Source organism: Candidatus Clostridium radicumherbarum (assembly GCF_045310525.1).
GTDB lineage: Bacteria > Bacillota > Clostridia > Clostridiales > Clostridiaceae > Clostridium_AT > Clostridium_AT radicumherbarum.
Genome location: NZ_JBJHZY010000002.1, coordinates 292,116 through 317,727 on the forward strand (window position 1 = coordinate 292,116; position 25,612 = coordinate 317,727).

The following is a 25,612-nucleotide window of genomic DNA, read 5'->3' on the forward strand; positions in this document are numbered from 1 at the left end:
ATTCTATTTTATTCATAAAACATCTTTAGAATAATATCTGCTTTTCCAAGCTCATAAAAATAATAAAAATCTTCGCTTGAAATAAAGCTTAAAACATTATCTTTAATATTACTATTTCTAAGTTTTTCTCTTAAGCTGCTTACATAGCTTACATAAGAATCATATTTACTTATGCCTTTTAAAATTTCATTTCCTATAAATCTAGAGGTAAATGGACTAGCATTTTTTATATTTAAGCCAAAGCATATTTTTTGACTATTCCTTTGATAGGGTGTTATAAAGTTTCCTTGTCTATAGTTACTGCAGGTAAGATAGATCTTGTAGTACTCTTCACAGTCCTTTTTGATTTCTTCCTCTGCTATGCCTTTTGGTAAGGCTATAACAACTAAATGTTTATCTTCCAAATAAGCTTTTTTATAGCTTCCATTTATTAAATTAACATTTTTCATATTCTTAAATTCTTCAAATTCATAACCAAATTCTTCAGCAACTACAACAACGCTGCAGCCCTTCTCAGAAAAAGTTTTACACTTTATGTAAGCACTACGCTTCCCACCAACGATTAGTACATTAATTTTATTTGAAAGTAAAGCCATATAAGTATATTCAGGTTCTAAAGCCTCACTTGTAATTTTATCTTCAATCATCTTTTTTTACTTGTCCTTATTTAAAATTAAGATTTAATATCAACAGTATTTACTGTATATATTTTATAAGCATCTTTATATTTATTATGTCTTTTTACATAATTCATTTTTTCTTCATCCTCAAAGATTATGCCTAGACAGTCTCCACTATGAGCCCCTATTACACCGAGACCTCCGTAATTACTGCTCACTTCAATAATATCCTCAAGAAAATCATACCTTAATCTATGCTGATTTCTTATAATGCTTTCAGTAGAAACAGTTCCAATTTTCCTTATATCTTTTTCTATTAATCCTTTTTTTAAGGCTGGAATTAAGTCTTCTATGTTTTTTTGCGGCAAAATTGCCCTTTTGTTAAACTCTATGGTATTTACAATATTACTGCCTTCAAATACCAAAATACTAAACTTAAGATATCTGCCAAGTACTTCATAAAAGCTTCCGGCTTTATAATCAAACATCGTCATTTCTTTAAATAATATACTGTCTGTAGGTTCTATTTTAATACATTCTTTTATTAGCTCAACTTCATTAAACTGCTTGTTAAACAGCTTTAAGAGTGCATAGTAAAGTGCACACAAGTCAGCAGTGCTGCTGGCAAACCCTTTGCCCTTTGGTATTTCAGAGCATATTTTAAAATCTAAAGTTTTTTCGTAACTTTCATAACCCCAGCTAGTAATTATATTATTTAAAAATACAGCTGACTTTTCATATTTGTATTTATTATTTGGTTTTGTACTTTCAAATACTTTAACCTCTGTATATAAATTAATTGGACAAGAAACAAGAATATCTTGTCCTTGTGCACTGCCCTGTATTATTTCCCCTATGCTGCCTGGGTAACAAGCTGTAGCTTCCATATTATCTTGCAGCTCCCTTTATTAAAGTTTTAAAGATTGCAAAGGATATTTTTAAAGCCTTACGTTAACACCTTTTACTTTTATCATTGAATTTTAAATTTAGTTTTTCTTCTATATATCTTACAAGTTCTTCTTCCTTATAAAAAACCTTGTTGTAAACTACTTCATCTCTTTCTATAACAAAAGCTTTTATCTTGCTGTCTGCAGCTGCTTTTAGCTTTTCATAAGTGCCGCCTTGAAGGCCGCTGTCTTTAAGTACAATTGCCTTAGCATCATATTCCTTTAAAAAGCTTAAATTAAGCTCATAGCTTATGGGACCTTTAATTGCTACAATATCCTCTGTTTTTATGCCAAGTGAAAAACACTTTTCCATTACCTTAACTGAAGGTAAAACTCTATGAACAATTCTGTTTTTAAGCTTCATCTCAATAAACTTTTCTATATTTCTGCTACCTGTGGTATTTAATATTGTACCTTCAACCATTGAAAGCTTTTCCTTTAGCTCTTCATAGTTTTTTACCTTAATTACTTCACCCTCACAATTATCAGCTACTGCTGGCCTTTCATATCTTAAGTATTCTATATTAAGCCTACTGCAAGCTTCTATAGCATTTTGGGTAACAACTATTGCAAAGGGATGAGAAGCATCTACTAAAAGTGTTATGTCGTTACTTTTAAGACATTCTACTAAATCCTCTAAGTTTAAAGGCTTTGTATTTAAAATCTTATATCTATATTCCTTAAGAAGCTCTCCGCCGTATTCCGTAGCAGTTGAAACAAAAATATCCTCAGTAAATTTATTTAAGAGTGCAAGAATTTTTTTGCCCTCAGAGGTGCCTAATATTAATCCAATCATAATTTATAGCCTCTTGGAGTAATGAATTTTCCATCCTTTATATAGCTTTGACTGTTTCCAATTATAACTATGGAAAGCATGTCTACTTCCTTATCCAAGAAGGTATCTAGAGTAAATAAACTTATCTTTTGGCCTTCCCTTAAGGCATTTTTTACTACAGCTACAGGCGTTTCTCCGCTTCTATATTCTTTAATAATTTCTATACACTCCATTAAATAATGAGGTCTGCCTTTACTTTTAGGATTATACAGAGATATTATAAAATCAGCCTCTGCAGCTAACTTAACTCGTTTCTTAATAAGTTCATAGGAGGTCATTAAATCACTTAAGCTAATGGAACAGTGATCATGCATAAGAGGTGCTCCAACTATTGATGCTGCAGCTGAGGAGGCTGTAACTCCTGGTATTATTTCTACCTCTTCCTCTTTTCTAAGCTCCAATATAAGTCCAGCCATGCCATAGATTCCAGCATCCCCTGTACTTATAACAGAAACTGTATTGTCCCTGCAAAGCCTTAAGGCCTCTTTACATCTTTCTTCTTCTCCCATCATCCCTGTAGAGAAAACTGTTTTTTCATTTATTAATGGTTTTATAAATTCTATATATTTTGTATATCCAACTATTATGTCACTTTCTTCAATTGCCTCCTTTGCACTTTGGGTCATGTGTGATAGACCCCCTGGCCCAATACCTATTACATATAACTTACCCATAGCTTTCTCCTTCCACTGGTTACAAGGGGCAACTTAATCGTGCTCGCTGCCCTACACTTTTCCGATACAAAGTGTCATTCCTTCTATACATAGTTTGCCTGTTTGTAGTTTTGCTCCGCATAACTCTGTACAGGGCTCACATACTGCCCTTACACCAACACTTTTAAAAACAAAGTTGCTGCCCTTATACTTATTCTGAGCTTCTTCTATTTCAGCCTTGGTAAATATCTTTAGGTCAGCATCTAAATATTTGCTAAGAGCTAAAATAGCTTTTTCATCCTTTTTAATCTCAATAGTAGCTATTGCTTTTACTGCTCTCTTATCAATATTGTATTCAGCAAGTTTTTGTAGTACTATGTCTTTCATTTTTTCTACTGGATAGTCCTTTCTGCAGCCAATACCTAAGATTATATTCTTTCTTATTAGCTTTAAAACTTTTAAAGCACTGTAATTTTTATCTTTAGCTTTATTACCTACTACAACTACTCCCTGAACATCCTCTAAGTCAGATGTGTAGCCCCTTGGTAGATTTATTAAGTTATCATCATCAATGAAAGCTGCCTTTTTATCATCTACAAGCAGTGCAGCAATATCTTTAGCTGCTTTCATATTGTCAATTATAAGTCCATTTTCTTTTGCTAATATATCAGGTGCTTTTATTCCTAAGCTGTCTGTTGCTGTTGTAATTATGGGTTCTGCACTTAAATATTCAGAAAGCTTCAGTGTTAAAGCATTTGCCCCGCCTAAATGTCCGCTTAAAAGACTAATTACATACTTTCCAAAAACATCAATTACTAGTACCGCAGGATCTACTTCCTTATTTTTAATAAAAGGAGCTATTGCTCTTACTGCTATTCCAGTAGAGGAGATAAAGATTATTGCCTCATAATCCTCTATAAGCCTTTTAGTCAGCTCACTAATATTAAAAGTCTCACCTTGATTTTTTTTATATAAATCAGCTTCATATAATTTATTAAGCTTATCAGCAATAATATGTCCCTTAGAATTAAAGCTTACTACTGCTGTTTTCATCTTTTGCCTCTCTAAACATATGTGTAAAGCTTTTATCATATAACCTGCTTTTTTCATAGCTGCAAGCTATAAAATCACCAACTAGAATTTGAGCACATTTTTTTATATTCACTGCCTTTACCTTTTCTGCAATATCCTCAAGAGTACCTATTATTACCCTTTCGTCCTCCCAAGTAGCTCTTTCAACAACTGCTATGGGAACATTTCTTCCATAGCCCTTCCTAAGCTTCTCAATTACCTTATCTATCATACTAATAGATAGAAAGATTGCCATAGAGGCACCTATGCTTGCTAATTTTTCTATATTTTCCTTTTCAGGTACTGGCGTTCTGCCTTCTATTCTTGTAAGAATAACTGTCTGGCTTACTTCTGGAAGAGTAAACTCCTTCTTAATTGACGCTGCAGCAGCTGTAAAGGAACTAACTCCAGGTATTACTTTATAATTAATATTTAGCTTGTCTAGTTCATCCATCTGCTCCTTTATAGCACCGTAAATGGCAGGATCTCCAGTGTGAAGTCTAACAATTGTTTTTTCTTCCTCTTCACCCTTCTTTATTACAGCAATAACCTCCTCTAAAGTCATGCTGGCAGAATTGTGAATTTCTACAGAAGCCCTGCAAAATTTCAAATGCTCAGAGCTTACTAAGGAACCTGCATATATAACTATATTAGCCTCAGCTAATATGTCTCTTCCTTTAACTGTTATTAAGTCCACATCTCCGGGACCTGCGCCTATAAAATAAACCATAACCTCACCTCTTAACTCCTTTATTTTCAGTAATTATGGAATCTCATTTTCTAAAAAAATTGCAAATATTAAAATAGAAACACTTTACTTTTTATTTGCAATAATTAAAGACATATACTCCCTATTTTTGAGTATTTCCTCTCTATTTCTAAGGACCTCTTGACCATCCCTGCCAGCTTTTTTTATATAAACATAATTAAAACCTCTTTTCTCAAGGGTATTAAGTATTTCCTCTTCCAGCTTATAAACCTTCATTACTACAACATGCTTTTCATCCTTAATGGTATTTATCTTATTTCCAGGCAAAATAAGAAGAGGTTCATCTCCAATTACAAGAGGCTCTTTTGCAAGGCTTGCACAGGCGCAAAAGGAGGTTATGCCTGGTATAGTTTCAGTTTCATAACCCATTTCCTCAATATATTTTAAAAGATATATATATGTACTATAAACAAAGGGGTCACCTAAAGTTAAAAAGGCAACATCCTTGCCCTTCTTAAGCCTATCTTCTATAGTCTTAAAGGCCTCATAAATTTTTCCTTCCTGCTCCTCTCCTCCCATTGGAAAGTGCTTAACTATTACCTCTGCATCCTTATTTATATACTCCTTAGCAGTTTCCAGCGCTATGCTACTTCCTCCTGCCATGCCGCTTGGGGCAACTATTATACTGCAATTTTCAATTGTCCTTACAGCCTTTAAGGTTAAAAGCTCCTTATCCCCAGGACCTACACCTATTCCATATAACTTTGCCATAAAATAAACCTGCCTTTCTTAGACTCTTTTTACTGCAGTTAAAATAAAAATAGGATTATTAGCCATTAGCATATAGCTTTTACCCTTAGTCTTACTAATTGCTAGCTGTAAGCATTCTATCTCATAATTAAGTGTTTTTAATTTTTCGCTGGCCTTATAAAAATTATCTATAGTTATAAAATTAAGTACCATATTTTTACCTGGTTTAAGCACTCTACTATATTTATCTATAATTGCCTCAATATTTCCACCACTGCCTCCTACAAATACTGCATCAAATTCTCCAGAAACTTCTGAATCTACTGCTTCACCAGGAATTATATTTAAATTAACCGCATTAAATTTTTCTTTGTTTTTATAAAGAACTTCTAAAGCTTCCTTATCCTTTTCAATTGCATAGACTTCCTGAGTTTCAGATATTAAAGCCATTTGAATCGCTACTGACCCAGTACCGGCACCAATATCCAAAGCTCTATAGCCTTTTTCTATTCCAAGCTTTGCAATACTTACAATTCTTACTTCTTCCTTAGTCATTGGGCAATTGCCTCTAATAAATTCTTCATCCTTTATGTAAATCATTTTCTATCACCACCACAGATAATTCACTGAATCTATTATTCATCAATTCTTCAGGATAGCCTGTTGAAATTTTCTCATCACTATAGGATAAATTTTCTCCTACATATACTTTAACCTTAAGCTTTTCCTCATAAAGCTTTTTGCATATAGCTTCCGGAGAATTTACCCTGTCTGTAAGCCATATAGAAACAGCATTTTCCTCTACCTTTTCTATAAAAGCTTCTTCCCTGCCATGAAGACTTCCTAAAAAGCTTCCCTGCCAGCATTTATTAAGTTTAGCTATAAGATACTGGAAGGAACTAATGCCAGGAATTACTTCAATTTGTCCATTATAATTTTTCCTGATGTAGTCTAATATTCCATAAAAGCAAGGGTCACCTGAGGCTACTATGGAAATTTTTCTATGTTCATTTTCTGTAAGCAGCTCCAAGGTTTCTTTTAAATCCTTTGCAGAAAGTTTTGGTACAGCTATAAAATCAATACTTTTTAAGGCTCTCTTAAAGCCTATTATTAAGTCAGAGCTTTCTAGAATTTCCGTTGCCTTTAAAAGCATATAGTCTTTGCTGCCTGGACCTAATCCAACTATATAAATCATTTATTTCACCTCCTGCTGTCATAAAGAACTCCTTTATCCATAGAAAACATAATTACTTCAGCCTTTAGACTATTATAGGTAAACTGCTCGATTCTATTTTTAACCTTTTCACCTATACTCTTATAAATATCCATATATCTATCTCCAAGAAGCTTTATTGCTCCTTCTGTAGTTTTTTCATTATAGACCTCTTTTACAAGTCTTGTATCCGCACCCATTAGTGCAAGCTCAAGTGCCATAACCTCAAGCCTAACATCACAAACTCTGCTGTGAGTATTAAAGCAGCCTGCCGCAATTTTACATAGCTTTCCTATATGTCCAACTATAATGATTTTATTAATGCCAAGTTCAAGGCAGCTGTTTAAGGCAAAACCTACATAATTTGACATAGTAACTATTTTGTTTTTATCTATATTAAGGCTTATTGCCTTATCTTCACCCATGTTGCCAAATACTAAAACCAAGTCCTTACAGCCTTCGGCACTCTTTTGTCTTATTTCAAGCTTTACAGACTCCTTTAGGGCCTCCTCTGACATAGGTGTTACTATTCCCGTAGTACCTAGAATAGAAATTCCCCCTACTATATTTAGTCTTGGATTAAAGGTCTTCTTAGCAATTTCTTCTCCCTTTGGAACAAAAATAGTTATTTCTACCCCTTTATCCTCTGGAAGGACCTCCTTAACAGCCTTTTCGATCATTACTCTAGGTACAGGATTTATTGCAGCCTCTCCTTTTTTAACATAGAGTCCTTCGCCCTTTACAACTCCTACACCTATGCCGCTCTTTAAAAAGTAGCCACTTTCTTTCTTTTCTGCTCTAGCCCAGATTTCAAGGCCATGGGTAACATCTGGATCATCTCCGCCATCCTTTATAATGCAGCATTCCACATAGTTTTCTCCCTTAATTACCTTCTCAATTGTTAGAAGTAATTCTATGCCTTTTGGGGTTTTAAGCTTTATTTCCTGTAATTCTGTTTTATTATAAAGCATAAAAGTTGCAGCTTTAGCAGCAGCCGCTGCAGAAGAACCAGTGGTATAACCACATCTTAATTTCTTCCCATCGCAATTTACATATAAATCCAGCATTTTATTACCTCTTATAAAGCATATACATAAGTGCATTTACAATAGCTGCAGCCACTGTACTTCCGCCTTTTCTTCCTCTTATGGTCATTAAGGGTAAATTAAGCTTTTCTATTTCTTCCTTGGACTCCGCAGCTCCCACAAAACCAATTGGTGAAGCTATAATAAACTGAGCCTTTGACTTTCCTTCCAAAATAAGTTCTTTAAGTCTATAAAGGGCAGTAGGTGCATTTCCAAATACAAAGAACTCTACCCCATCTTCCACTGCCTTTTCAACTGCCGCCATAGAACGGGTAATTCCTCTTTCTCTTGCTATTTCTGCTATATCTTCTCTGTCTACAAAGCACTGAGCACTACATTTTAAAGCCTTTAAAGCCTTCTTATTTATTCCTGACATAGCCATATTTGTATCTGTATATATTGTTATGCCTTTACTTAATAACTCTAAGGCCTTATCTATTGCACCTTCCCTTATGTAAAGCAAGTCCTTATATTCAAAATCTGCTGTAGTATGAATTACTCTTTTAACTATACTAAGCTCTCTTTCAGAAAAATTATGTTCACCCATCTCCTGTCCTATTATTTCAAAGCTTCTTTTTTCAATATCCATAGGTAATTTTATATACTCTGACATTTTTTTCTCCTTAAGATTATCTCAATAAACTATTAAGCATATCCATATTTCCAAAGAAGTGTACATGCCCGTAGGCAGCTAAGGTATTATTTTTCAAAAATCCACAGGTCCACTGCTTTATGGAGTCATCATATGCTTCTTTGGTTAAAGTATATATTTTATTCTCATTAATACTTACATTAGACTTATGAAACTCATGGCAATTAATTTTTAATCCCTGTGAAAGAATAGAATTTTTTGAGGTAACCTCAATTGAGGCATAACCAAAGTTTTGTAGTCTTTCAGTCATAAATGACTTTCCCTTAAAAAAGCCAACTGTTTCTTTTCCTTCTATCTCCTCAGTTAAGTACATGAGTCCACCACATTCAGCATAGCACTTAGTACCACTTTCTAAAGCTATTTTTATACTATGAAGCATGCTTTTATTATTACAGAGCTCATTAATAAAGACTTCTGGATAACCTCCCCCTAAATAAATAAAATCTATATTATCAGGAAGCTTATTATCCTTAAGTGGGCTGAAAAATATTACCTCTCCAGCTTCCTTAAGAAGTTCTATACTCTCCCTATAATAAAAGCTAAATGCCTTATCACAGGCAACAGCAGTTCTTAAGCCCATATTATTAATATGAAACTCATCCTTAAAGCTCATAGCCTCAGTAAAATACTCCATAAGCTCATCAATATTTACGTATTTTTCAAGTAAATTAGCACAGAGCTCAACTTTATTATCTAAATCTCCAATTTCACTGCTTTGAATTAAACCTAAATGTCTGCTTTTTATATTTAAATTCTCATTATGAGGCAGATATCCAAACACCTTAATGCTGCATTGTTTTTCTATAGCAAGCTTTAAAAGCCTATAATAACCTTCACTAATATTGTTTAAAATTACACCAGCTATATTTACCTTACCAAAACTTTTAAGTCCATTTATTTCCGCACAGAGGGTAGCTACTTGAGCCTTTGGAGATAAGACTAGGACTATTGGTAGGTTTAATACCTCTGCCAAATGAGCAGTAGAATACCTTGGAGTTATATCCTTACCATCATACAAGCCCATAACCCCTTCAATTATCCCAACATCTCCTTCTCCTCTTGAAAAGCTTGCTTTAACTCCAGTTTCGTCCATTAAATATAAATCTAAGTTTCTTCCAGGTATACCAGTTATATGACTATGGAAGGCGTTATCTATATAATCTGGGCCGGCTTTGTAGCTTTGAGTTTTAAACCCCCTATTTTTTAAAGCCTTTAAGAGTCCTAAGGTTACCGTAGTTTTGCCGCCGCCGCTTGTATTTGAGGATACTACCATACACTTCATTGCCTTATCTCCTTTAAAATTATGTAAGTATCATATTAAGGTATTTTCTAGTCATAAAAGTATTTGACTATTTTAATACTATTAAAATTCAATTCCCTTTCTAGGCGAAACACCTTTAGAGTAATAATGTTTTATCTCTCTCATTTCAGTAACTAAGTCTGCTTTTTCAGCTATTTCCTCTGGTACATTTCTTCCAGTTAGTACTAATTCAACGTTTTCGGGTTTATGTTTTATAAGTTCCAAAACCTGCTCCTTTGAAACAAGTCCATTAGATAAAGAACCCATTATTTCATCCATTATTAGCAAATCACAATTATCTTCCTTTAAAGCTTCTAAGCAAAAATTAAAGGCGGTTTGTATTTCTTCCTTAAGCTCTTTTTTTTCTTCATCATTTAAGGTCCAAAAAAATCCTCTTTTCTTTTCGAATCTGAAAATTTTAAAGTTAGGATCTAGCTTTTTAATACTTTCAAGCTCACCTGTGTGCATGGATTTTAAAAACTGTACCATATATACCCTAAGTCCTTCACCTGCAGCTCTTACTCCTAGACCAACAGCAGCAGTGGTTTTTCCCTTACCATTTCCGGTATAAACTTGTACATATCCCTTTTTTAATTGACCCTGAGACTTTTCTTTTACAGCTTTTTCACCATTTAAATTTAATTCCATAGTTATTCCACCTTTCTAAATATGGTGTAGTGCGGTGGCCATACTTTAACCACGCAACCATCCATTAACTTTTTTATATTTTTTTATAATTTTATTTGCATTAAAATTTGAAGTAATTTGTCATTTAAATTTCTATCCTTTATTGCAAGACGTACATAGCTTTCGTTAAGTCCCTTAAAGCTGCCTGCCTTTCTAATTACTATACCTTTCTTCATGCAGTAATTATAAAGCTCATTCTCAGTTATTCCTTTTAGCTTGCATAATAAGTAATTTGAAAAACTGTTATATATCACATCAACAAATGCTAGCTTTTTTAAATTTAAAGTAAAATAACTCCTCTCAATTTCTATCCACTGTAGCGATTTTTTTATGTATTCTTCATCCCTTAATACATACTTTACTGCAAGTTCTGCAAAGCAGTTTATATTCCAAGGATTTTGCTTTTGCTTTATTAGCTCTAAAAGGCTTTTATTTTTACTCATACCATAGCCAAATCGTACTCCTGGCATTGCGAAGAATTTAGTTAAGGCTCTTATAATAAAAATACAATCATATTCTTTTATTTCTTCAGAAAAACTATAGTTAGCATTACCAGTAAATTCTATAAAGGCTTCATCAATAATTACTGTTTTTCCTTCCCTTTCTGCATAATCCAAAATCGCTTTAAATTTTGTTTTATTTATAATGTTACCATTTGGATTATTGGGATTTCCTATTATTAAAGCCTCAGTATTTTTAAGCTTCTTTAAAATATCTTCATAGTCAAAATCCATATCTTCCTTAAGATAGGAATTTTCTATTTCACATTCCCACTTTTTTGCATCTGCTTCATACTCAGCAAAGGAAGGCACTACTATTAAAATGCTTTTTAAGCAGCTTATAACTAAATCAATAATTTCTGCGGCTCCATTACCTAATACAAAATGCTCTTCATTTATACCTGTATAATTTTTCAGGCAATTAAATACCTCTCTGTATTTTATATCAGGATATCTTTCCATGCATTTAATAGCCTCATTAATATTATCAATAAAAACCTTTGGAACACCTAAGGGGTTTATATTTGAACTAAAGTCTATAAGCTCAATTCCCTTTAGAAGTCCTTCGGAGTATATATCTCCGCCATGAATCATGCTATTACCTCCCTGGAATTTTCTCAACAATCTACTTTATGCTTAGCAGCAAAATTACATAAATACCAATTAGTATTAGCTCAGCTCCATACATTAACTTAATTACTTGAAGGATATGAATTGGTTGTAGGTCCTCTTTTTTATCCCCAATAGTTGGCTTGTACATCAATTCTCCAAAATAACTGTTTGTGCCTCCAAGCTGAATTCTCATGGCTCCTGCAGCAGCTGCCTCAGGATAAGCACAGTTAGGGCTTTTATGATTTTTCCTGTCTCTAAGCATTATTCTAAAGCTTTTAGTAAAATTTCCACCAACTATAGGTGAAACAATGGAAATTAATACTCCGCTAATTCTGGCTGGAATTAAATTAAATAAATCATCTGTTTTAGCAGGAAAATAGCCTATAAACCTGTATTTATCATTCAAATATCCAAGCATTGAATCCATAGTATTAATTCCTTTATACAACATAGCAAGTGGTGCTCCACCTATCATTGCAAACAACAGTGGCGCTATAACTCCATCTGAAGTATTTTCTGCAACAGTTTCAACATCTGCTCTTATAATTTCAGATGCATTTAGGCTCATTGTATCTCTTCCTACTATATAAGAAAGCTTCATTCTTGCCTCTTCAATATCATTGTTTTTGAGAGCTTCATATATTTTGCCTGCTTCCTTATGGAGACATTTAGCTGCTAAGGTAGTCCAAATAATTAATATGTTTAGAATATGATATATTAGTGGCAAAGCTTTAGTGAGTTTTAATAATGCAAAAGGTATTAGGAAACTAATTCCTCCAACTATAATGACTATTATTCCGCCATAGTATCTTAAAGCTTTTTCATCCTTGGCAGCTGCTCTAAACTTTTTTTCCAGAAAGCTTATAAGCTTTCCTATATATATTATTGGGTGAGGAAACCAATACGGATCACCTATTATAAAATCAAGCACTACAGCTAAAATAATATCTGTCATATTTTAATTCCCATAAGCTTGTATATACCTTCAATGTCAATAGAATTTCTTACAATATCAGCAAGCTTATCTAATTCCTTTTCCCTAATGTTTTCATAAATCTGTGATTTTTTAAAAGTTAAGCCTTTTTTCTCTCTTAACCCGTTGAGAATATATTGTCTAAAATAGGTGCTGTCAAAAATCCCATGGATATAGGTTCCAAAAATATTTCCCAGTTTATTAGCTGCACCGTCCTTATAACACATCTTCTCGCCATTTTTATAACTAAGATTAAAAAGTGCTTCAGTTTCTTTGCCATAGGTGCATATTCCCATGTGTATTTCGTAGCCATAGATTTCAAAACTTTGCATGTCCTTATCACTTATGTAATTATGATTATTTACTTTTAGGCTGTTAGAATTTAAAGAAGCTTTAACCCTAGTAGTAACCTTTTCCTTTTCAAATATAGTATCTATATCTAAAAGCTTTAAGCCTTCTATTTCCTTTAAATCTGTTTCAACTGCATAAGGATCCTTAATAGTATTTCCAAGCATTTGGTAGCCTCCGCAAATACCAATTATATTTCCTGTTTTGCTGTACTCTTTTATTTTTTCCTCAATTCCGTTCTCTCTTAGTGTAAGTAAATCCTCTATGGTATTTTTACTTCCTGGTATTATAAGCAAGTCTGGATGTGAAAATTCCTCTGCAGTTGTTATAAATCTAATAGAAACATCCTCTTCTATTTTTAGTGCATCTAAATCAGTAAAATTTGATATGTGAGGAAGTTTTATAACTGCTATATCAATTGGTGCTGTTACCTTTTTATTAAATTCTACGGCTCCATCCTCATCTTCTAGGGCAAGGCGAAAATATGGAACCACGCCAAAGCATGGAATATGAATAATATCCTCTAGCATATCAATTCCGGGCTTTAGAATATGCACATCACCCCTAAATTTATTAATAATTGTGCCTTTTACTCTCCTTTTTTCCTCATCAGTTAAAAGCAGTAAAGTACCTGCTAAGGAAGCAAAAACTCCGCCCTTATCGATATCTCCTACAAGAAGTACAGGCGCATCTACGAGTTCAGCCATACCCATATTCACTATGTCTCTATCTCTTAAGTTTATTTCTGCTGGGCTTCCAGCGCCTTCCATAACTATTATGTCAAAGTTCTTCTCTAAATCCTCAAACTGTTTTTTAAGCATATCCCTAAATTCCAGTTTCATATTATGGTATTCCACGGCAGTTGAATTACAATATACTTGCCCATTTACAACTACCTGGCATTTTTTATCAGAGGTAGGCTTTAGAAGTATTGGATTCATATATACTTCAGGTTCAAGGCCACAGGCATAGGCCTGTAATACTTGAGCCCTTCCCATTTCCTTTCCATCTAACGTAATATATGAATTTAAGGACATATTTTGAGATTTATAGGGTGCAACCCTGTACCCATCCTGCTTAAATATTCTTCCTAAGGCTGCTACTAGTATACTTTTTCCTACAGAAGAAGCTGTGCCTTGAATCATAATTTTAGCCATATTATCTCCCCTTTTTTGTCTCGCCTATAGTTATATAGTTTCCTAAGATAGAATCCTCAACATGCTTAGCAAAAATATCCTTAATTATCTTATTTTCACCTAAGCCATGAAGATAAAGTTTTACTTTAAAACCTTCCTTTTCTAAAGTACTCTTCCAAGAATCATTGTTATCTGAAGCCATGTCATTCATGCAGTGATCTCCTGCCACTATCATTAGGGGCATAAGAGTTACTTCCTTAACACTATGTTTTTTTAAATAAAATATTATGTTATCTAAAGTAGGGTATCCTTCCACAGTCCCAATATAAGCATTGTTAATCCCTTTATCTTTTAAAACAAATTGTAAACAGGCGTAGCAGGCATTAGCAGGATGTGCAGTGCCATGACCCATAAATACTACGGAACCGTCCTCTGGAAGCTGTAATTTTATGGCCTCTGCTGCAAGTGAATAATCATCTGGGATTTCTTCAGAATTTCCTTTATAATAAAGTATTGGCCTTCCAAGTTCTAATTTTTCAAATACCTTTTTATCCTTAAAAGCTTTTACAATCTTATTTAAGTAATCATACTCTTCACCAGGTATTATATGTAAAGACTGTACAATTACCACCTCATAACCTTCTTTCTCCAAATTCTCTAAGGCTTCTTCAGGAGTATCTATATAAATTCCATCTCTTTTTCTAAGTAAGTTGATTATCATATGTGAGGTAAATGCTTTTCTTATTTCATAATCTTTAAATCTAATACCAACATACTCCTCTATACTGTCTAGAGTTAATTTTCTAGTTTCCTCATAACTCGTCCCAAAGCTTACTAAAAGTATTGCCTTTTTATTTTCTTTTGATAAATTTATTTCTTCCATGTTATTTCTCTTACCTTAACCATTTAGAAGCTTCCAGTGCAAAATAGGTAATTATCATATCAGCTCCTGCTCTTTTTATTGAGAGCAACATTTCCATGGCTACCGCTCTTTCATTTATTACACCCATTTTAGCTGCTGCCTTAACCATAGAATATTCTCCGCTTACATTGTAGGCAGCAATTGGATGGTTGAATCTGTCTCTTGCCCATCTAATCACATCAAGATATGACATTGCTGGTTTCACCATAACTATATCTGCACCTTCATTAATATCATCTTCTATTTCAAGCATAGCTTCTCTTATATTTGCAGGATCCATTTGATAACCCTTTCTGTCCCCGAACTGAGGAGCTGAGTCAGCTGCCTCTCTAAATGGACCATAAAAGGCAGAACTATATTTTGCACTATAGGCCATAACAGGTGTATTTTCAAAACCATTATTATCAAGGGTTTTTCTAATAAACTCTACTCTACCATCCATCATATCTGAAGGAGCAACCATATCCGCTCCTGCCCTTACTTGTGAAAGTGCTGTAGCCGCAATGTATTTCAAGGTTTCATCATTATTGACCTTACTGCCACATAAAATTCCACAGTGCCCATGGCTTGTATATTCGCACATACAAACATCAGTGATTATATAAGTAGAAGGTGATATTTCCTTAATTTTTCGTACAGCCCTTTGAATTATTCCATTTTCATCGTAGGCTGAGCTTCCCTTTTCATCCTTATAATCTGGTATCCCAAATAAAAGTACACCTCTTACACCGCATTCATTTACTTCATCAATAACTTCCTTTAATCTATCTAATGACCAGTGATAATTTCCTGGCATAGAGGCTATTTCATTTTTTTTATTTTCTCCCTCAACTACAAAAATCGGATATATAAAGTCCTTTGAATTAAGCACTGTTTCTCTTACCATATCTCTTATTGCTATACTGTCTCTTAATCTTCTATGTCTTCTAAACATTGTCTTTAACCACCTTTATATTATTTAATTTATAGGTTTCCCTGCTGGCCTTGGCAAGCTTTAACCTTTCTATTATCCCATCCGTTGTGTATTCTTCTGCAACCATTGCATCTATATTAAATTTGTCTAGCTCTTTTTTAGTAATAGGACCTATGGCTATACAAAGCTTTTCTCTAATAAGTTCTACTCCTACCATATCAACTAAATTCCTAACTGTTGAAGGACTTGTAAAAGAAACTACATTGCAATTTTTAAAGGTTTCTACATTTTTCAAATCGCCTTTAATGACCTCATAGCTCTGCACTTCATCTATGCTGCAGCCTTTTTCTCTAAGTGCATCCGCAAGATAGGCTCTAGCATTTTTTGACCTTGGAATTAATATTTTATCCTGAGGCTTTACATCTTTACTTAAGCTATTAAATAAATCCTCTGCAACAAATTCCTGGCAGGTTATCTCAGGCACTATTCCCCTGCTTCTAATGGTCTTCTCTGTTGCTAATCCAATTGCAGCAAACTTAGCCTTTAGCTTTCTTATATCAAACTCAATATCCTTTAAATAATCAAAGAATATGTTGACTCCATTTACACTTGTTAGCACAATATAGTCATATTCAGGTAAATTATTAGTATAGGGTTTAAGGTTTTCACAAGTATTTTTTATTTTAATTGAGTTTATTTCAGTAACCTCTGCACCAAGTTCCAGTAATTTTTCACTAAAAGCTCCTGCCTGTTCCTTAGAACGTGTAACACACACATTTAAACCAAATAAAGGCTTTTTTCCATACCAATTTAAATAATTATTTAGCTCCACTACCTTACCCATAACGATTATACAGGGAGACTTCAAACCAGCCTCCTTAACTTTTATATATATATCTTCAAGCCTTCCAATAACACCTCTTTGCTTTGAGGTACTTCCTTTCATAACTACTGCACATGGAGTGCTTTTATCATAGCCATGATCTATAAGTTTCTCAGATATACTCTTTAGGCTTTCAAGACCCATTAAAAAAACTAATGTTTCCTTAAGCTTTGCTACTGCTTCCCAATCTATATTTAAGCTTTCTGCACTTTTACCAGTAAATACGTGAAAGCCTTGGGATACCCCCCTATGTGTTATGGGAATACCTGCATAATTAAGAACTGCTATCGGAGAGGTAATTCCTGGAATAGTTTCAAATTCTATATTCTCTTTTAGGAGACTTAAAGCCTCTTCTCCACCTCGTCCAAAAACATAGGGATCTCCACCCTTAATTCTTCCTACAGTATGTCCAGCTTTAGCCAGTAAAACAAGCATTTCGTTAATTTCATCTTGAGTTTTATAATGGCAGCCAGGCTCTTTTCCGCAATAATAAATTTCACAATTATCACTTATATATTTAAGAATACTAGGGCTGGCCAATCTATCATAAAGTATAGCTGTACATTTTTTTAAAATTCTTATTGCTTTTAATGTAATAAGCTCTTCATCACCTGGACCTGCACCTATTAAATAAACTTTACTCATCTTTTTCCCCTATCCTCTATCCTTGTTAATACTGATAGCTTAATTCAGTTGTATTCATACGAACTACATTAAACTATTAACCCTTTAAAATCTTTTTTGCAAGAGCTTTTCCTAGTTCCAAGTAATCCTCTAAGCTACCCGTTATATCTTTTTTAACAAGTCTTGTTCCTATATCAAATATGCCAACAATATTTATGGTATCTCCCTCAATAACAGCATACGCACCTAGGGATGAATGACAGCCGCCATTAAGTTCCCTCATAAAGCTTCTCTCAGCCTCTACGCATAACCTAACATTTTTGTTGTCAAGGCTTTTAAAAACAGAGTAAGTCTTACTTTCCTTTAACACCTCTATACCCAAAGCCCCCTGTCCCACTGCTGGAACAACTTTATTAATATCAAAATACTCTGCTATTTTATGTTCTAAATTAAGCCTTTTTAGCCCGGCAGCAGCTAAAATGATTCCATCTAAGCCTTGACTTTCTATTTTATTTATTCTCGTCTCTATATTTCCTCTTATAGGTACCATTTGAATATCAGGTCTAATAAGCCTCAACTGTGAAATTCTTCTATTGCTGCTTGTTCCAATAATGGCTCCCTTAGGAAGTTCTTTAAATTTAAGTCCTTCCCTTGAAACAAGAACATCCCTAGAGTCTTCCCTTACAGGCATTGCTGCTATTTCAAAAACCTCATTGATTTCAAATGGAACATCCTTCATACTATGTACGGCGGCATCTGCCCTGCCATCAATAAGAGCTAATTCTATATCCTTAGTAAATAAGCCCTTATCTCCTATTTTATCAAGACTTAAGTTTAAGATTCTATCTCCAACCGTATCTAGAAGATACATTTCACCTTCTACCCCATGTCTGGATTTTAGCATTTGAATAATTTCTTCAGTTTGAATTTGTGCCAAGGAACTTTTTCGGCTTCCAATTTTTAAATTCAACTTAATACCTCCAAATAACTTTTTTATAATAAAAAAAGGCTGTGAGCCTTCAAAATTGTTACCTTCAAAATAAAAAAACCGACATTACGTCGGAAATTTACTTGAAAAATATCTCTCCCACCGAAAGCTTTGTTAACTGTAACATAGGCAGGTCTCCTGGCTTGTGCATCATTCTCCCTTTAACCTTCCTCCATTTAAGTATTATCAATTTTCTTCTACTTAAATCTAGAGTGGTATACTAAAGTTTGTCTTCACTTACAGTAGCGTGTGGGCTGCTGCGGATTTAAACCGCATTCCCTTTTCACCTGATAACAGGCACCTAAGTTATTATTTACTTGTAACCTTAGCTTACCTTATATTAATAATTATGTCAATGACATTGTGTAAGTGCTAAATATATTTGCTCATTAGTTTAATACATCTTTTCTCAATTTTCAAACTCTTCTTCATATATTAATGTGGTTATAGATATGTATTTTTACAAAGGCTTAATAATTTCTACACAAAACTGCCGTATTAAGAATATAAGATATATATATCGAAGCTTTAGTAATATATGTAGTTTATTATTTGTTTTATCGCAATTAATAAAAAATTTTGAAATCACTATTTTAAGAAAGAGGTTAATAATTATGAATATAGCATTTTTCTTAACTCCAAAATCAGATGTTGTTTTTGAAAAATCCACGAATACCATGAGACAGGCTATTGAAAGAATGGAATATCATACTTTTACCGCTATTCCTATATTAGATGACAAAGGCAGATATGTTGGAACCCTAACGGAAGGCGACCTTCTTTTGAAGCTAAAAGATGACTCAAATTTAGATATAAAAAACACCTCAAAAATAAAGATTTCTGAGATTCCAGTACACTCTAATATTAAACCAGTGCATATTGATGCTAATATAGAAGATTTAGTTGCAACTTCAATAAACCAAAACTTTGTACCAGTGGTAGATGACTATAATGTATTTATAGGAATAATAAAAAGATCAGATATAATATCTTATTTTTACGAGAAAATGTATAAGGTATTTCGGAATAGTATCTTTTTTAAAGATAAAAAAGTTTATGCACTTTGATACCTTTATTAGAACCCACATTGAAAATGTGGGTCTCATTTTTATATTTTATTAATTATAGAGTTTTGTTTACTAATGTAATTTTATTAAGTCTCTATAAACCTGCTTTAAGTTATAGTACGCCCCCTCACCAAATATTTCCCATCTTAACCAATCATCAAGCCATATAACAGCTGGAGTTATTATAAACCACAAAATAGTGTAAGTAAGACATACTTGTCCCCTGATATTTCCATAATGCTTTGAATAATCCCAGATATTTAATTTAAGCCAAATATTTAAAACAACACCGGAAACAAACTCAATTGAAACAATTATTAAGGTTCCAAGCAGGCACTGCTGCCAAATTTTAAACTTATGCCGCTTTGGAAATTCATTTAGTAACCCTATAAGAACTGCACATAAGCCCCCCACAAAGAGCATTGAAATATTTGTCCAACCTCTCCAAAAACCCTCAGCAGTAAAATACATCATACCCATAATAAAGCCTAAGACAGCTAGCTTCTTCATCTTATGCACCTCCTAAGTTTTCAATTATTTGCACCTGTAATTTACATAAATAGTATTACCCTCTTAATACTACTTAATTTATTGTTTTATTATTTTGATAATTATATAATGTTAGTAATAATTTTAAAGGAGGTTTAAAATTAATGGCATATATTACTTGTAACTTTTCTTCAGAGGTGCTTGGCATTAATACATCTATTAATGTGATCCTGCCCCAAAATAAGACTTCTCAAATGAGTAAAGAAGGGCCCTTAGCTTCTAATAAATATAAAACCTTGTATTTGCTTCATGGATTAACTGGGGATCATACTGATTGGCAGAGAAAGACTTCTATAGAAAGATATGTAGATTCAATGGGACTTGCTGTTGTAATGCCTGATGCTGGAAGAAGTTTTTATACAGATATGAAGTATGGAGATAAATATTTTACTTACATAGCAGAAGAATTACCGGAGATAGTAAGACAATTTTTTCCCTTAAGTGAGAAAAGAGAAGATAACTTTGTAGCTGGACTTTCTATGGGAGGCTACGGAGCATTTAAAGTTGCCTTAAGCTGTCCTGAAAAATTTGCTGCTGCAGCAAGCCTTTCAGGAGCACTTGGTATTGCAGAAATTGTTGCTCAGGTGGATGATAATGATAAGGCTGGATTCTATAATATTTTCGGTGACTTGGATTTATTAGCAGGAAGCGAAAATGATCTTTATCACCTTGCAAAAAAGCTTTTAGCATCCAATGGGCCAAAGCCAAGATTATATCAATGCTGTGGTATAGAAGACTTTCTCTATGAAAATAACCAAAACTTTAGAAACTTTATTGCTGGAACTAACTTTGATTATACATATAATGAAGGCCCTGGTGAACATACCTGGGATTATTGGGATGCAGAAATACAAAAGATTTTAAAGTGGCTTCCTTTATAAGATTGAGAAGTAGGTTAATGGTGCAGCTCACAATTAACCTACCTCAACTTGCCACATTATATAAATTTATAGATGGTAGTATGCTTATACTCTTCCTTTGCCCTAAGAATTGGAGAAGGGAAATGCTTTATATTTATGGAATTAGTGAAAAATTGAGTTTCTAGGCATAAGCCGCTGTAATTTGAATATTTGGCTCCCTCTTTTCCTGGACCCTCTACAGCCTCTTCTATGAAGTTTCCAGTATAAAACTGTACTCCGGGCATAGTGGTGTATACTTCCATAGTTCTTCCACTGTTTTCATCCACTACTTCACTGGTCTTTATTAAGCTTTCATCCTCTCTGTTAATAATAAAGTTATGATCATAACCCTTTGCAAAAACTATTTGCTCATAACTGCTATTTATTTCATCGCCAACTTTTTTAAGCTTAGTGAAATCCATTGGAGTTCCTACTACGCCTCTAAGTTCTCCAGTAGGTATGGAATCTTTATAAGCTGCTGTAAATTTATCAGCATTTATATAAACCTTATGGTTTAAAATATTACCAGAAGCATGTCCTGATAAATTAAAATAAGAATGATTAGTAAGATTTACAATTGTATCTTTATCAGTAAGGGCAAAATAATCTATTTTAAGTGAATTATCATCAGTCAGGGTATATGTTACCTTAACCTCTAGATTTCCAGGATAGCCTTCTTCCATGTCCTTGCTGATATAACTTAGTTCTAAACTTTCACTTTCAAGGACTCTAGGCTCCCATATAACTTTGTCAAAGCCTTTTAAGCCCCCATGCAGGTGGTTTGAACCATTATTTACTTTAAGCTTATATTCAGTACCGTTAAGATTAAAGCTTCCCTTTGCAATTCTATTAGCGTACCTTCCAATAATGGCACCAAAATATGGACCTTCCTTCATATAGTCTTCTAATTTATCAAACCCAAGAACTACATCATCAAAACTGCCCTTGTCATTTGGCAGCTTAAGTGAACGAACTATGCCACCAAAATTAATAATTTCAACTGCTGTTCCCTTTGAGTTAGTTAATATAAATGAATAAACTTCTATACCATCTGCCATGCTTCCAAAATATTTTTTTTCAATACTCAATTAAACCCCTCATTTCTTTAACTTTTATAATAATTATACTTTTATACAAGCCTTAATTCTAGGAAAGTAATTGAAAAAATGAATATAATTTTAATATATACTTTTTCTAATTGACATCTTATAAAAAAATAATAAAATTTAACTATGCAAATAAATTTAGGAGGCTTTAATAAATGGAAAATAGCAATCAATATGCCTATGATAATAAAGAAGATTTAGTAAAAAAAATACTAGACAATGACACAGACCTTGCTCACTGCCAAATAGATGAGGAACTAATTCATGAATTATTAAGTGGAAAGATATCTAAAAATATAAACAATATCCACGATGAAAATTTAAGTTTAGGGCAGAGAACTGCTGATAAAATAGCTACTTTTGGCGGAAGCTGGACTTTTATAATAAGCTTTGGCGTTGTCCTCTTTCTATGGATTGTAATAAATACAATTATTTTATTTTCTCATCCCTTTGATCCCTATCCCTTTGTATTTTTAAATCTTGTGCTTTCATGTTTAGCTGCGATTCAAGCGCCCATTATTATGATGAGCCAAAATAGGCAATCAGAAAAGGATAGACTAACTGCTAATAATGATTATTTAGTAAATCTAAAATCAGAACTAATTATAGAAGATTTACATTATAAAATTGATGAAGTCATGGAAGCAAAAACTGAAATAGCAAGCTTAAAGGAAGAAATTAAGGAATTAAAAGCTGCGAATTCTGAAATATTGTCCTTATTAAAAAACAAATAATTCTATTTATTTTTAACCACTAATTAAAACATAAATACAAAAGCGCAGAAGTGATTCTTATCAGATGTTACTTCTGCGTTCTTTGTCTAAACTAATTTTTTAAAGGTATCCTTTAAAATTCCATATAAACTGCTGTATACCTTGTATAGTCTTTCATATTCTAAAAAGTTATTTTGGTTTGGATCTACACTTTCAGTAACCTTTATAAGTTTACTGCAGGCCTCATTTACTGAATTAAAGCTTCCTCCTGCCACAGAAGCTAGTATGGCAGCACCATAAGATGGTCCATCCACAGAATTTATCATATCTATTCTTGCCTCAAATACATCAGCAAGGATTTGTCTCCAAAGCCTGCTCTTTGCACCGCCGCCGCTCACTCTAACGTCATTAATAGGAATATTTAATGCCTTAACGAGCTCTAAGGAATCCTTAAGTCCAAAGGCAACACCTTCTAAAATAGCTCTTGTCATATGGGCTCTGGTATGTGTAATACTAAGTCCTATAAAACAGCCTTTAGCATTTGCATCACTATATGGGGTTCTTTCGCCAATTAAATAAGGTAAAAATATTAAGCCATCACTGCCAGCAGGTATTTTTTCAGCTTCCTTTAAAATTTCCTCAAAGGACTTTGAGATATCTTTATTTATTTCCTCTACCCACCATTTTAAGCAGGAAGCAGCCGAAAGCATAACGCCCATTACATGCCATTCATTATTAGCATGGCAGAAGGAATGAAGCCTATTTTCATCATCTACCTTATATTCCTTTTGAGCTGCAAAAATAACTCCAGAGGTACCCATGGCCACAGAAATAATACCTTTTTCTACAGTACCTGTTCCTACTGCACCAGCAGCCTGGTCTCCGCCGCCGCCAGCTACAAGAGTTCCTTCTAATAGGCCTGTAGAGTTTGCTGCTTCTTTATTAATTGCACCTGTAATTTCGAAGGACTCAAAACACTTTGGCATTACTCCTTCTGAAATATCAAGTATATTAAGCATTTCCTTTGACCAGCATCTATTTTCCACATCAAATAAAAGTGTACCTGAAGCATCAGAAACATCTGTAGCATACTCTCCAGTAAGTTTAAATCTTAAATAATCCTTAGGCAGCAGTATATGCCTTATTTTATTATAAATTTCTGGATTATGTTTTTTAACCCACAGAATTTTAGGTGCTGTAAAGCCTGTTAAGGCCTTGTTTCCAGTATATTTTGAAAGCTTTTCTCTGCCTACAAGTTCTGTAATATAATTACACTCCTTTTCAGTTCTTTGATCGCACCATAAAATTGCAGGAAAAAGCACCTCATCCTTTTCATCCAGCGCAACTAAGCCATGCATTTGTCCGCTAAAGCCTATAGCTTTTATGGTTTTATTATCTATATTATTTTTTTCAATAAGCTCTTTAATTCCATCTCTTGTAGCATTCCACCACTCCTCTGGATTCTGCTCTGCATAGCCCGGCTGAGGATAATAAACAGGGTAATCCTTGGATAAGCTGTAAGTAACCTTTCCTTCCTCTTCCATAACAATAATCTTAACTGAGGAAGTACCTAAATCTATTCCTAAATAATTCATTTTCTTAGCCCCCTCACAATAATATATTAATTAAGCTAAAAGCCAAAACTCTGAAAAATAGGTATCAAAGCTGCTCCTAATATATTCGAGTCTTCACCAAGACTTGAAAATAATATTTCTACGTCCCCAATTTTATAAAATTCATTATTTTTAAAAATCAGTTCAATAAGTTTATCTTGAAAAATGCTTGAATACTTGCTAATTTCTCCGCCAATAACAATATAATCTGGGTTAAAAATAAAAATAAGATTCCCTATACCCTCAGCTAAATCTTCTAAATATCTATTCATAACCTTTATTGCATCATTGTCATGTTCTTTGTATTTTTCTATAATTTCTCTAATGCTTAATGCCTTTATTTCACTTACTTCATTAAAATCATTTATAAGAGCTCTATTAGAAGCATAAGTTTCAAAACAGCCCTTTTTCCCACAGCTGCACTGTCTTCCACCCTTATTAATAGTCATATGACCTATTTCTCCGGCTCTTCTACTTTTGCCCTTATAAATTCTTTCATTTATAATAAGTCCGCCACCGATACCTTCTGTTATAGAAACATAAATTAAATTATTTAAATTCTTTGCTATACCTAAATTGGATTCAGCTAAGGCACCTGCATTGGCCTCATTCTCAAGAAAAACTGGTAAATTAAAATAGTCAGCAAGCTCCTTAAAGCACAAATTTTTAAGTTTAAAATTTGGTGCAAGCTCTAATTCTAATTTATCTTCATTTACTGTTCCAGGAAGTGAAATACCAATGCCTAAAACCTTGTTTTTTATATTTTCACGTGAATCTAATAGATCCATAATTAGATTCTTTATGTCCTCTAATACCTTTACCTTTTTTATTGACCTTTGAAAGAGTTTATTATCTTCTAAGATTCTACCGTCCAAATCTGTAATTATAGCTCTTATGTGATTTTTCTCTAAATCTATTCCAATGCTATATCTAGACTCAGGTAAAAACCTTATTATTACAGGTTTCCTGCCTCCTGTAGAAGTAGCCATACCTGCCTCTTCTACTAAACCCTCTTCAAGAAGTTCGCCAACAATTGTTGTTACTGTAGGAACACTAATATCTAGTTTACGGGAGATCTCAAGCTTTGTAAGTTCCCTTTCCTGAGCCAAAAGCTTTAGTATACTTTTCTTATTTGCAGTTTTTATTTCACTGTGATCCATAATAATCTCACTTTCTAGATTTATTACGACTTAAAGTATTAGGTGCTTATGATACAAAATAAGATGAACCGCAGAAAACGCTGA

Annotated in this window: 27 protein-coding genes and 1 riboswitch; of the genes, 3 read left to right on the forward strand and 24 right to left on the reverse strand. The window is 33.4% G+C overall.

Annotation, left to right across the window (positions count from 1 at the left end):
• Positions 1-8 precede the first annotated feature (8 nt).
• From ACJDUH_RS11170 to hemC, 20 genes are all read right to left on the reverse strand, one after another.
• Positions 9-647 (reverse strand): NAD(P)-dependent oxidoreductase, encoded by a 639-nt coding sequence (locus ACJDUH_RS11170; protein ID WP_406765279.1) that lies wholly within the window; start codon positions 645-647, stop codon positions 9-11.
• A gap of 26 nt (positions 648-673) precedes the next feature.
• A complete protein-coding gene (locus ACJDUH_RS11175; protein WP_406765280.1) occupies positions 674-1,507 on the reverse strand; it encodes a GHMP family kinase ATP-binding protein in 834 nt (277 codons plus the stop codon).
• A gap of 64 nt (positions 1,508-1,571) precedes the next feature.
• Positions 1,572-2,363: a cobalt-precorrin-6A reductase gene (locus ACJDUH_RS11180; RefSeq protein WP_406765281.1), complete on the reverse strand. Its 792-nt coding sequence runs from the start codon at positions 2,361-2,363 to the stop codon at positions 1,572-1,574.
• Positions 2,360-3,076, reverse strand: coding sequence for a precorrin-3B C(17)-methyltransferase (gene cobJ / locus ACJDUH_RS11185; protein WP_406765282.1), 717 nt, complete (start codon positions 3,074-3,076; stop codon positions 2,360-2,362). Before cobJ ends, ACJDUH_RS11180 begins: the two co-directional genes overlap by 4 nt.
• A gap of 51 nt (positions 3,077-3,127) precedes the next feature.
• Positions 3,128-4,108: a cobalt-precorrin 5A hydrolase gene (cbiG, locus tag ACJDUH_RS11190; RefSeq protein ID WP_406765283.1), complete on the reverse strand. Its 981-nt coding sequence runs from the start codon at positions 4,106-4,108 to the stop codon at positions 3,128-3,130.
• Complete coding sequence (gene cobM, locus ACJDUH_RS11195) at positions 4,083-4,856, reverse strand: precorrin-4 C(11)-methyltransferase (protein WP_406765284.1); 774 nt, start codon at positions 4,854-4,856, stop codon at positions 4,083-4,085. The genes cbiG and cobM overlap by 26 nt, the downstream gene beginning before the upstream one ends.
• A gap of 84 nt (positions 4,857-4,940) precedes the next feature.
• Positions 4,941-5,606: a cobalt-factor II C(20)-methyltransferase gene (locus ACJDUH_RS11200; protein WP_406765285.1), complete on the reverse strand. Its 666-nt coding sequence runs from the start codon at positions 5,604-5,606 to the stop codon at positions 4,941-4,943.
• 18 nt (positions 5,607-5,624) lie between these two features.
• Entirely contained in the window at positions 5,625-6,185 is a 561-nt protein-coding gene (cbiT, locus tag ACJDUH_RS11205; RefSeq protein ID WP_406765286.1) for a precorrin-6Y C5,15-methyltransferase (decarboxylating) subunit CbiT, read from the reverse strand.
• A complete protein-coding gene (gene cbiE, locus ACJDUH_RS11210) occupies positions 6,166-6,780 on the reverse strand; it encodes a precorrin-6y C5,15-methyltransferase (decarboxylating) subunit CbiE (protein ID WP_406765287.1) in 615 nt (204 codons plus the stop codon). Before cbiE ends, cbiT begins: the two co-directional genes overlap by 20 nt.
• A 5-nt stretch (positions 6,781-6,785) precedes the next feature.
• Positions 6,786-7,865: a cobalt-precorrin-5B (C(1))-methyltransferase CbiD gene (gene cbiD, locus ACJDUH_RS11215; protein ID WP_406765288.1), complete on the reverse strand. Its 1,080-nt coding sequence runs from the start codon at positions 7,863-7,865 to the stop codon at positions 6,786-6,788.
• A 4-nt stretch (positions 7,866-7,869) separates the two neighbouring features.
• Positions 7,870-8,496 (reverse strand): precorrin-8X methylmutase, encoded by a 627-nt coding sequence (locus ACJDUH_RS11220; RefSeq protein WP_406765289.1) that lies wholly within the window; start codon positions 8,494-8,496, stop codon positions 7,870-7,872.
• Between the two features lie 16 nt (positions 8,497-8,512).
• Positions 8,513-9,817: a cobyrinic acid a,c-diamide synthase CobB gene (locus ACJDUH_RS11225; RefSeq protein WP_406765290.1), complete on the reverse strand. Its 1,305-nt coding sequence runs from the start codon at positions 9,815-9,817 to the stop codon at positions 8,513-8,515.
• An 81-nt stretch (positions 9,818-9,898) separates the two neighbouring features.
• Positions 9,899-10,483, reverse strand: a complete 585-nt coding sequence (locus ACJDUH_RS11230; RefSeq protein ID WP_406765291.1) for a cob(I)yrinic acid a,c-diamide adenosyltransferase — start codon at positions 10,481-10,483, stop codon at positions 9,899-9,901.
• An 83-nt stretch (positions 10,484-10,566) separates the two neighbouring features.
• Positions 10,567-11,616, reverse strand: coding sequence for a pyridoxal phosphate-dependent aminotransferase (locus ACJDUH_RS11235; protein ID WP_406765292.1), 1,050 nt, complete (start codon positions 11,614-11,616; stop codon positions 10,567-10,569).
• 31 nt (positions 11,617-11,647) lie between these two features.
• On the reverse strand, positions 11,648-12,589 hold the full coding sequence (gene cbiB, locus ACJDUH_RS11240) for an adenosylcobinamide-phosphate synthase CbiB (protein ID WP_406765293.1): 942 nt from the start codon (positions 12,587-12,589) through the stop codon (positions 11,648-11,650).
• Complete coding sequence (locus ACJDUH_RS11245) at positions 12,586-14,112, reverse strand: cobyric acid synthase (RefSeq protein ID WP_406765294.1); 1,527 nt, start codon at positions 14,110-14,112, stop codon at positions 12,586-12,588. The genes cbiB and ACJDUH_RS11245 overlap by 4 nt, the downstream gene beginning before the upstream one ends.
• Before the next feature lies 1 nt (position 14,113).
• Positions 14,114-14,974: a sirohydrochlorin cobaltochelatase gene (locus ACJDUH_RS11250; protein ID WP_406765295.1), complete on the reverse strand. Its 861-nt coding sequence runs from the start codon at positions 14,972-14,974 to the stop codon at positions 14,114-14,116.
• 10 nt (positions 14,975-14,984) lie between these two features.
• Positions 14,985-15,947, reverse strand: a complete 963-nt coding sequence (hemB, locus tag ACJDUH_RS11255; RefSeq protein ID WP_406765296.1) for a porphobilinogen synthase — start codon at positions 15,945-15,947, stop codon at positions 14,985-14,987.
• Positions 15,940-17,454, reverse strand: a complete 1,515-nt coding sequence (cobA, locus tag ACJDUH_RS11260) for a uroporphyrinogen-III C-methyltransferase (protein ID WP_406765297.1) — start codon at positions 17,452-17,454, stop codon at positions 15,940-15,942. Before cobA ends, hemB begins: the two co-directional genes overlap by 8 nt.
• A gap of 76 nt (positions 17,455-17,530) precedes the next feature.
• The gene (gene hemC / locus ACJDUH_RS11265) at positions 17,531-18,403 is read right to left on the reverse strand and encodes a hydroxymethylbilane synthase (RefSeq protein WP_406765298.1); all 873 of its coding nucleotides are present in this window, start codon (positions 18,401-18,403) and stop codon (positions 17,531-17,533) included.
• 129 nt (positions 18,404-18,532) lie between these two features.
• Positions 18,533-18,741: riboswitch (cobalamin riboswitch) on the reverse strand.
• 294 nt (positions 18,742-19,035) lie between these two features.
• Between hemC and ACJDUH_RS11270 the strand changes: the two genes are divergently transcribed.
• Positions 19,036-19,488, forward strand: a complete 453-nt coding sequence (locus ACJDUH_RS11270; protein ID WP_406765299.1) for a CBS domain-containing protein — start codon at positions 19,036-19,038, stop codon at positions 19,486-19,488.
• A 72-nt stretch (positions 19,489-19,560) separates the two neighbouring features.
• On the opposite strand, the gene ACJDUH_RS11275 is transcribed toward ACJDUH_RS11270, so the two are convergent.
• A complete protein-coding gene (locus tag ACJDUH_RS11275) occupies positions 19,561-19,998 on the reverse strand; it encodes a putative ABC transporter permease (protein ID WP_406765300.1) in 438 nt (145 codons plus the stop codon).
• A gap of 143 nt (positions 19,999-20,141) precedes the next feature.
• Between ACJDUH_RS11275 and ACJDUH_RS11280 the strand changes: the two genes are divergently transcribed.
• Positions 20,142-20,918, forward strand: coding sequence for an alpha/beta hydrolase (locus ACJDUH_RS11280; RefSeq protein WP_406765301.1), 777 nt, complete (start codon positions 20,142-20,144; stop codon positions 20,916-20,918).
• 56 nt (positions 20,919-20,974) lie between these two features.
• Here ACJDUH_RS11280 and ACJDUH_RS11285 read toward each other — a convergent pair whose 3' ends face one another.
• Positions 20,975-22,024, reverse strand: coding sequence for an aldose epimerase family protein (locus ACJDUH_RS11285; protein ID WP_406765302.1), 1,050 nt, complete (start codon positions 22,022-22,024; stop codon positions 20,975-20,977).
• Positions 22,025-22,197: 173 nt separating this feature from the next.
• Between ACJDUH_RS11285 and ACJDUH_RS11290 the strand changes: the two genes are divergently transcribed.
• Positions 22,198-22,776 (forward strand): DUF1003 domain-containing protein, encoded by a 579-nt coding sequence (locus ACJDUH_RS11290; protein WP_406765303.1) that lies wholly within the window; start codon positions 22,198-22,200, stop codon positions 22,774-22,776.
• An 86-nt stretch (positions 22,777-22,862) separates the two neighbouring features.
• Here ACJDUH_RS11290 and xylB read toward each other — a convergent pair whose 3' ends face one another.
• On the reverse strand, positions 22,863-24,350 hold the full coding sequence (xylB, locus tag ACJDUH_RS11295; protein ID WP_406765304.1) for a xylulokinase: 1,488 nt from the start codon (positions 24,348-24,350) through the stop codon (positions 22,863-22,865).
• Between the two features lie 35 nt (positions 24,351-24,385).
• Complete coding sequence (locus tag ACJDUH_RS11300; RefSeq protein WP_406765305.1) at positions 24,386-25,528, reverse strand: ROK family protein; 1,143 nt, start codon at positions 25,526-25,528, stop codon at positions 24,386-24,388.
• Positions 25,529-25,612: the final 84 nt, after the last annotated feature.

Coding starts and splice junctions, on each gene's coding strand:
- ACJDUH_RS11275 (WP_406765300.1), bottom strand. CDS start 19,998: ATGAAGAAGCTAGCTGTCTTAGGCTTTATTATGGGTATGATGTATTTT.
- cobM (WP_406765284.1), bottom strand. CDS start 4,856: ATGGTTTATTTTATAGGCGCAGGTCCCGGAGATGTGGACTTAATAACA.
- ACJDUH_RS11270 (WP_406765299.1), top strand. CDS start 19,036: ATGAATATAGCATTTTTCTTAACTCCAAAATCAGATGTTGTTTTTGAA.
- cbiT (WP_406765286.1), bottom strand. CDS start 6,185: ATGATTTACATAAAGGATGAAGAATTTATTAGAGGCAATTGCCCAATG.
- ACJDUH_RS11300 (WP_406765305.1), bottom strand. CDS start 25,528: ATGGATCACAGTGAAATAAAAACTGCAAATAAGAAAAGTATACTAAAG.
- cobJ (WP_406765282.1), bottom strand. CDS start 3,076: ATGGGTAAGTTATATGTAATAGGTATTGGGCCAGGGGGTCTATCACAC.
- ACJDUH_RS11290 (WP_406765303.1), top strand. CDS start 22,198: ATGGAAAATAGCAATCAATATGCCTATGATAATAAAGAAGATTTAGTA.
- ACJDUH_RS11170 (WP_406765279.1), bottom strand. CDS start 647: ATGATTGAAGATAAAATTACAAGTGAGGCTTTAGAACCTGAATATACT.
- ACJDUH_RS11245 (WP_406765294.1), bottom strand. CDS start 14,112: ATGGCTAAAATTATGATTCAAGGCACAGCTTCTTCTGTAGGAAAAAGT.
- ACJDUH_RS11230 (WP_406765291.1), bottom strand. CDS start 10,483: ATGGAATTAAATTTAAATGGTGAAAAAGCTGTAAAAGAAAAGTCTCAG.
- cobA (WP_406765297.1), bottom strand. CDS start 17,454: ATGAGTAAAGTTTATTTAATAGGTGCAGGTCCAGGTGATGAAGAGCTT.
- ACJDUH_RS11220 (WP_406765289.1), bottom strand. CDS start 8,496: ATGTCAGAGTATATAAAATTACCTATGGATATTGAAAAAAGAAGCTTT.
- cbiD (WP_406765288.1), bottom strand. CDS start 7,865: ATGCTGGATTTATATGTAAATTGCGATGGGAAGAAATTAAGATGTGGT.
- xylB (WP_406765304.1), bottom strand. CDS start 24,350: ATGAATTATTTAGGAATAGATTTAGGTACTTCCTCAGTTAAGATTATT.
- ACJDUH_RS11280 (WP_406765301.1), top strand. CDS start 20,142: ATGGCATATATTACTTGTAACTTTTCTTCAGAGGTGCTTGGCATTAAT.
- ACJDUH_RS11235 (WP_406765292.1), bottom strand. CDS start 11,616: ATGATTCATGGCGGAGATATATACTCCGAAGGACTTCTAAAGGGAATT.
- cbiG (WP_406765283.1), bottom strand. CDS start 4,108: ATGAAAACAGCAGTAGTAAGCTTTAATTCTAAGGGACATATTATTGCT.
- ACJDUH_RS11180 (WP_406765281.1), bottom strand. CDS start 2,363: ATGATTGGATTAATATTAGGCACCTCTGAGGGCAAAAAAATTCTTGCA.
- cbiB (WP_406765293.1), bottom strand. CDS start 12,589: ATGACAGATATTATTTTAGCTGTAGTGCTTGATTTTATAATAGGTGAT.
- ACJDUH_RS11225 (WP_406765290.1), bottom strand. CDS start 9,817: ATGAAGTGTATGGTAGTATCCTCAAATACAAGCGGCGGCGGCAAAACT.
- ACJDUH_RS11250 (WP_406765295.1), bottom strand. CDS start 14,974: ATGGAAGAAATAAATTTATCAAAAGAAAATAAAAAGGCAATACTTTTA.
- hemB (WP_406765296.1), bottom strand. CDS start 15,947: ATGTTTAGAAGACATAGAAGATTAAGAGACAGTATAGCAATAAGAGAT.
- cbiE (WP_406765287.1), bottom strand. CDS start 6,780: ATGATTTATATAGTTGGATTAGGTCCAGGCAGCAAAGACTATATGCTT.
- ACJDUH_RS11200 (WP_406765285.1), bottom strand. CDS start 5,606: ATGGCAAAGTTATATGGAATAGGTGTAGGTCCTGGGGATAAGGAGCTT.
- ACJDUH_RS11175 (WP_406765280.1), bottom strand. CDS start 1,507: ATGGAAGCTACAGCTTGTTACCCAGGCAGCATAGGGGAAATAATACAG.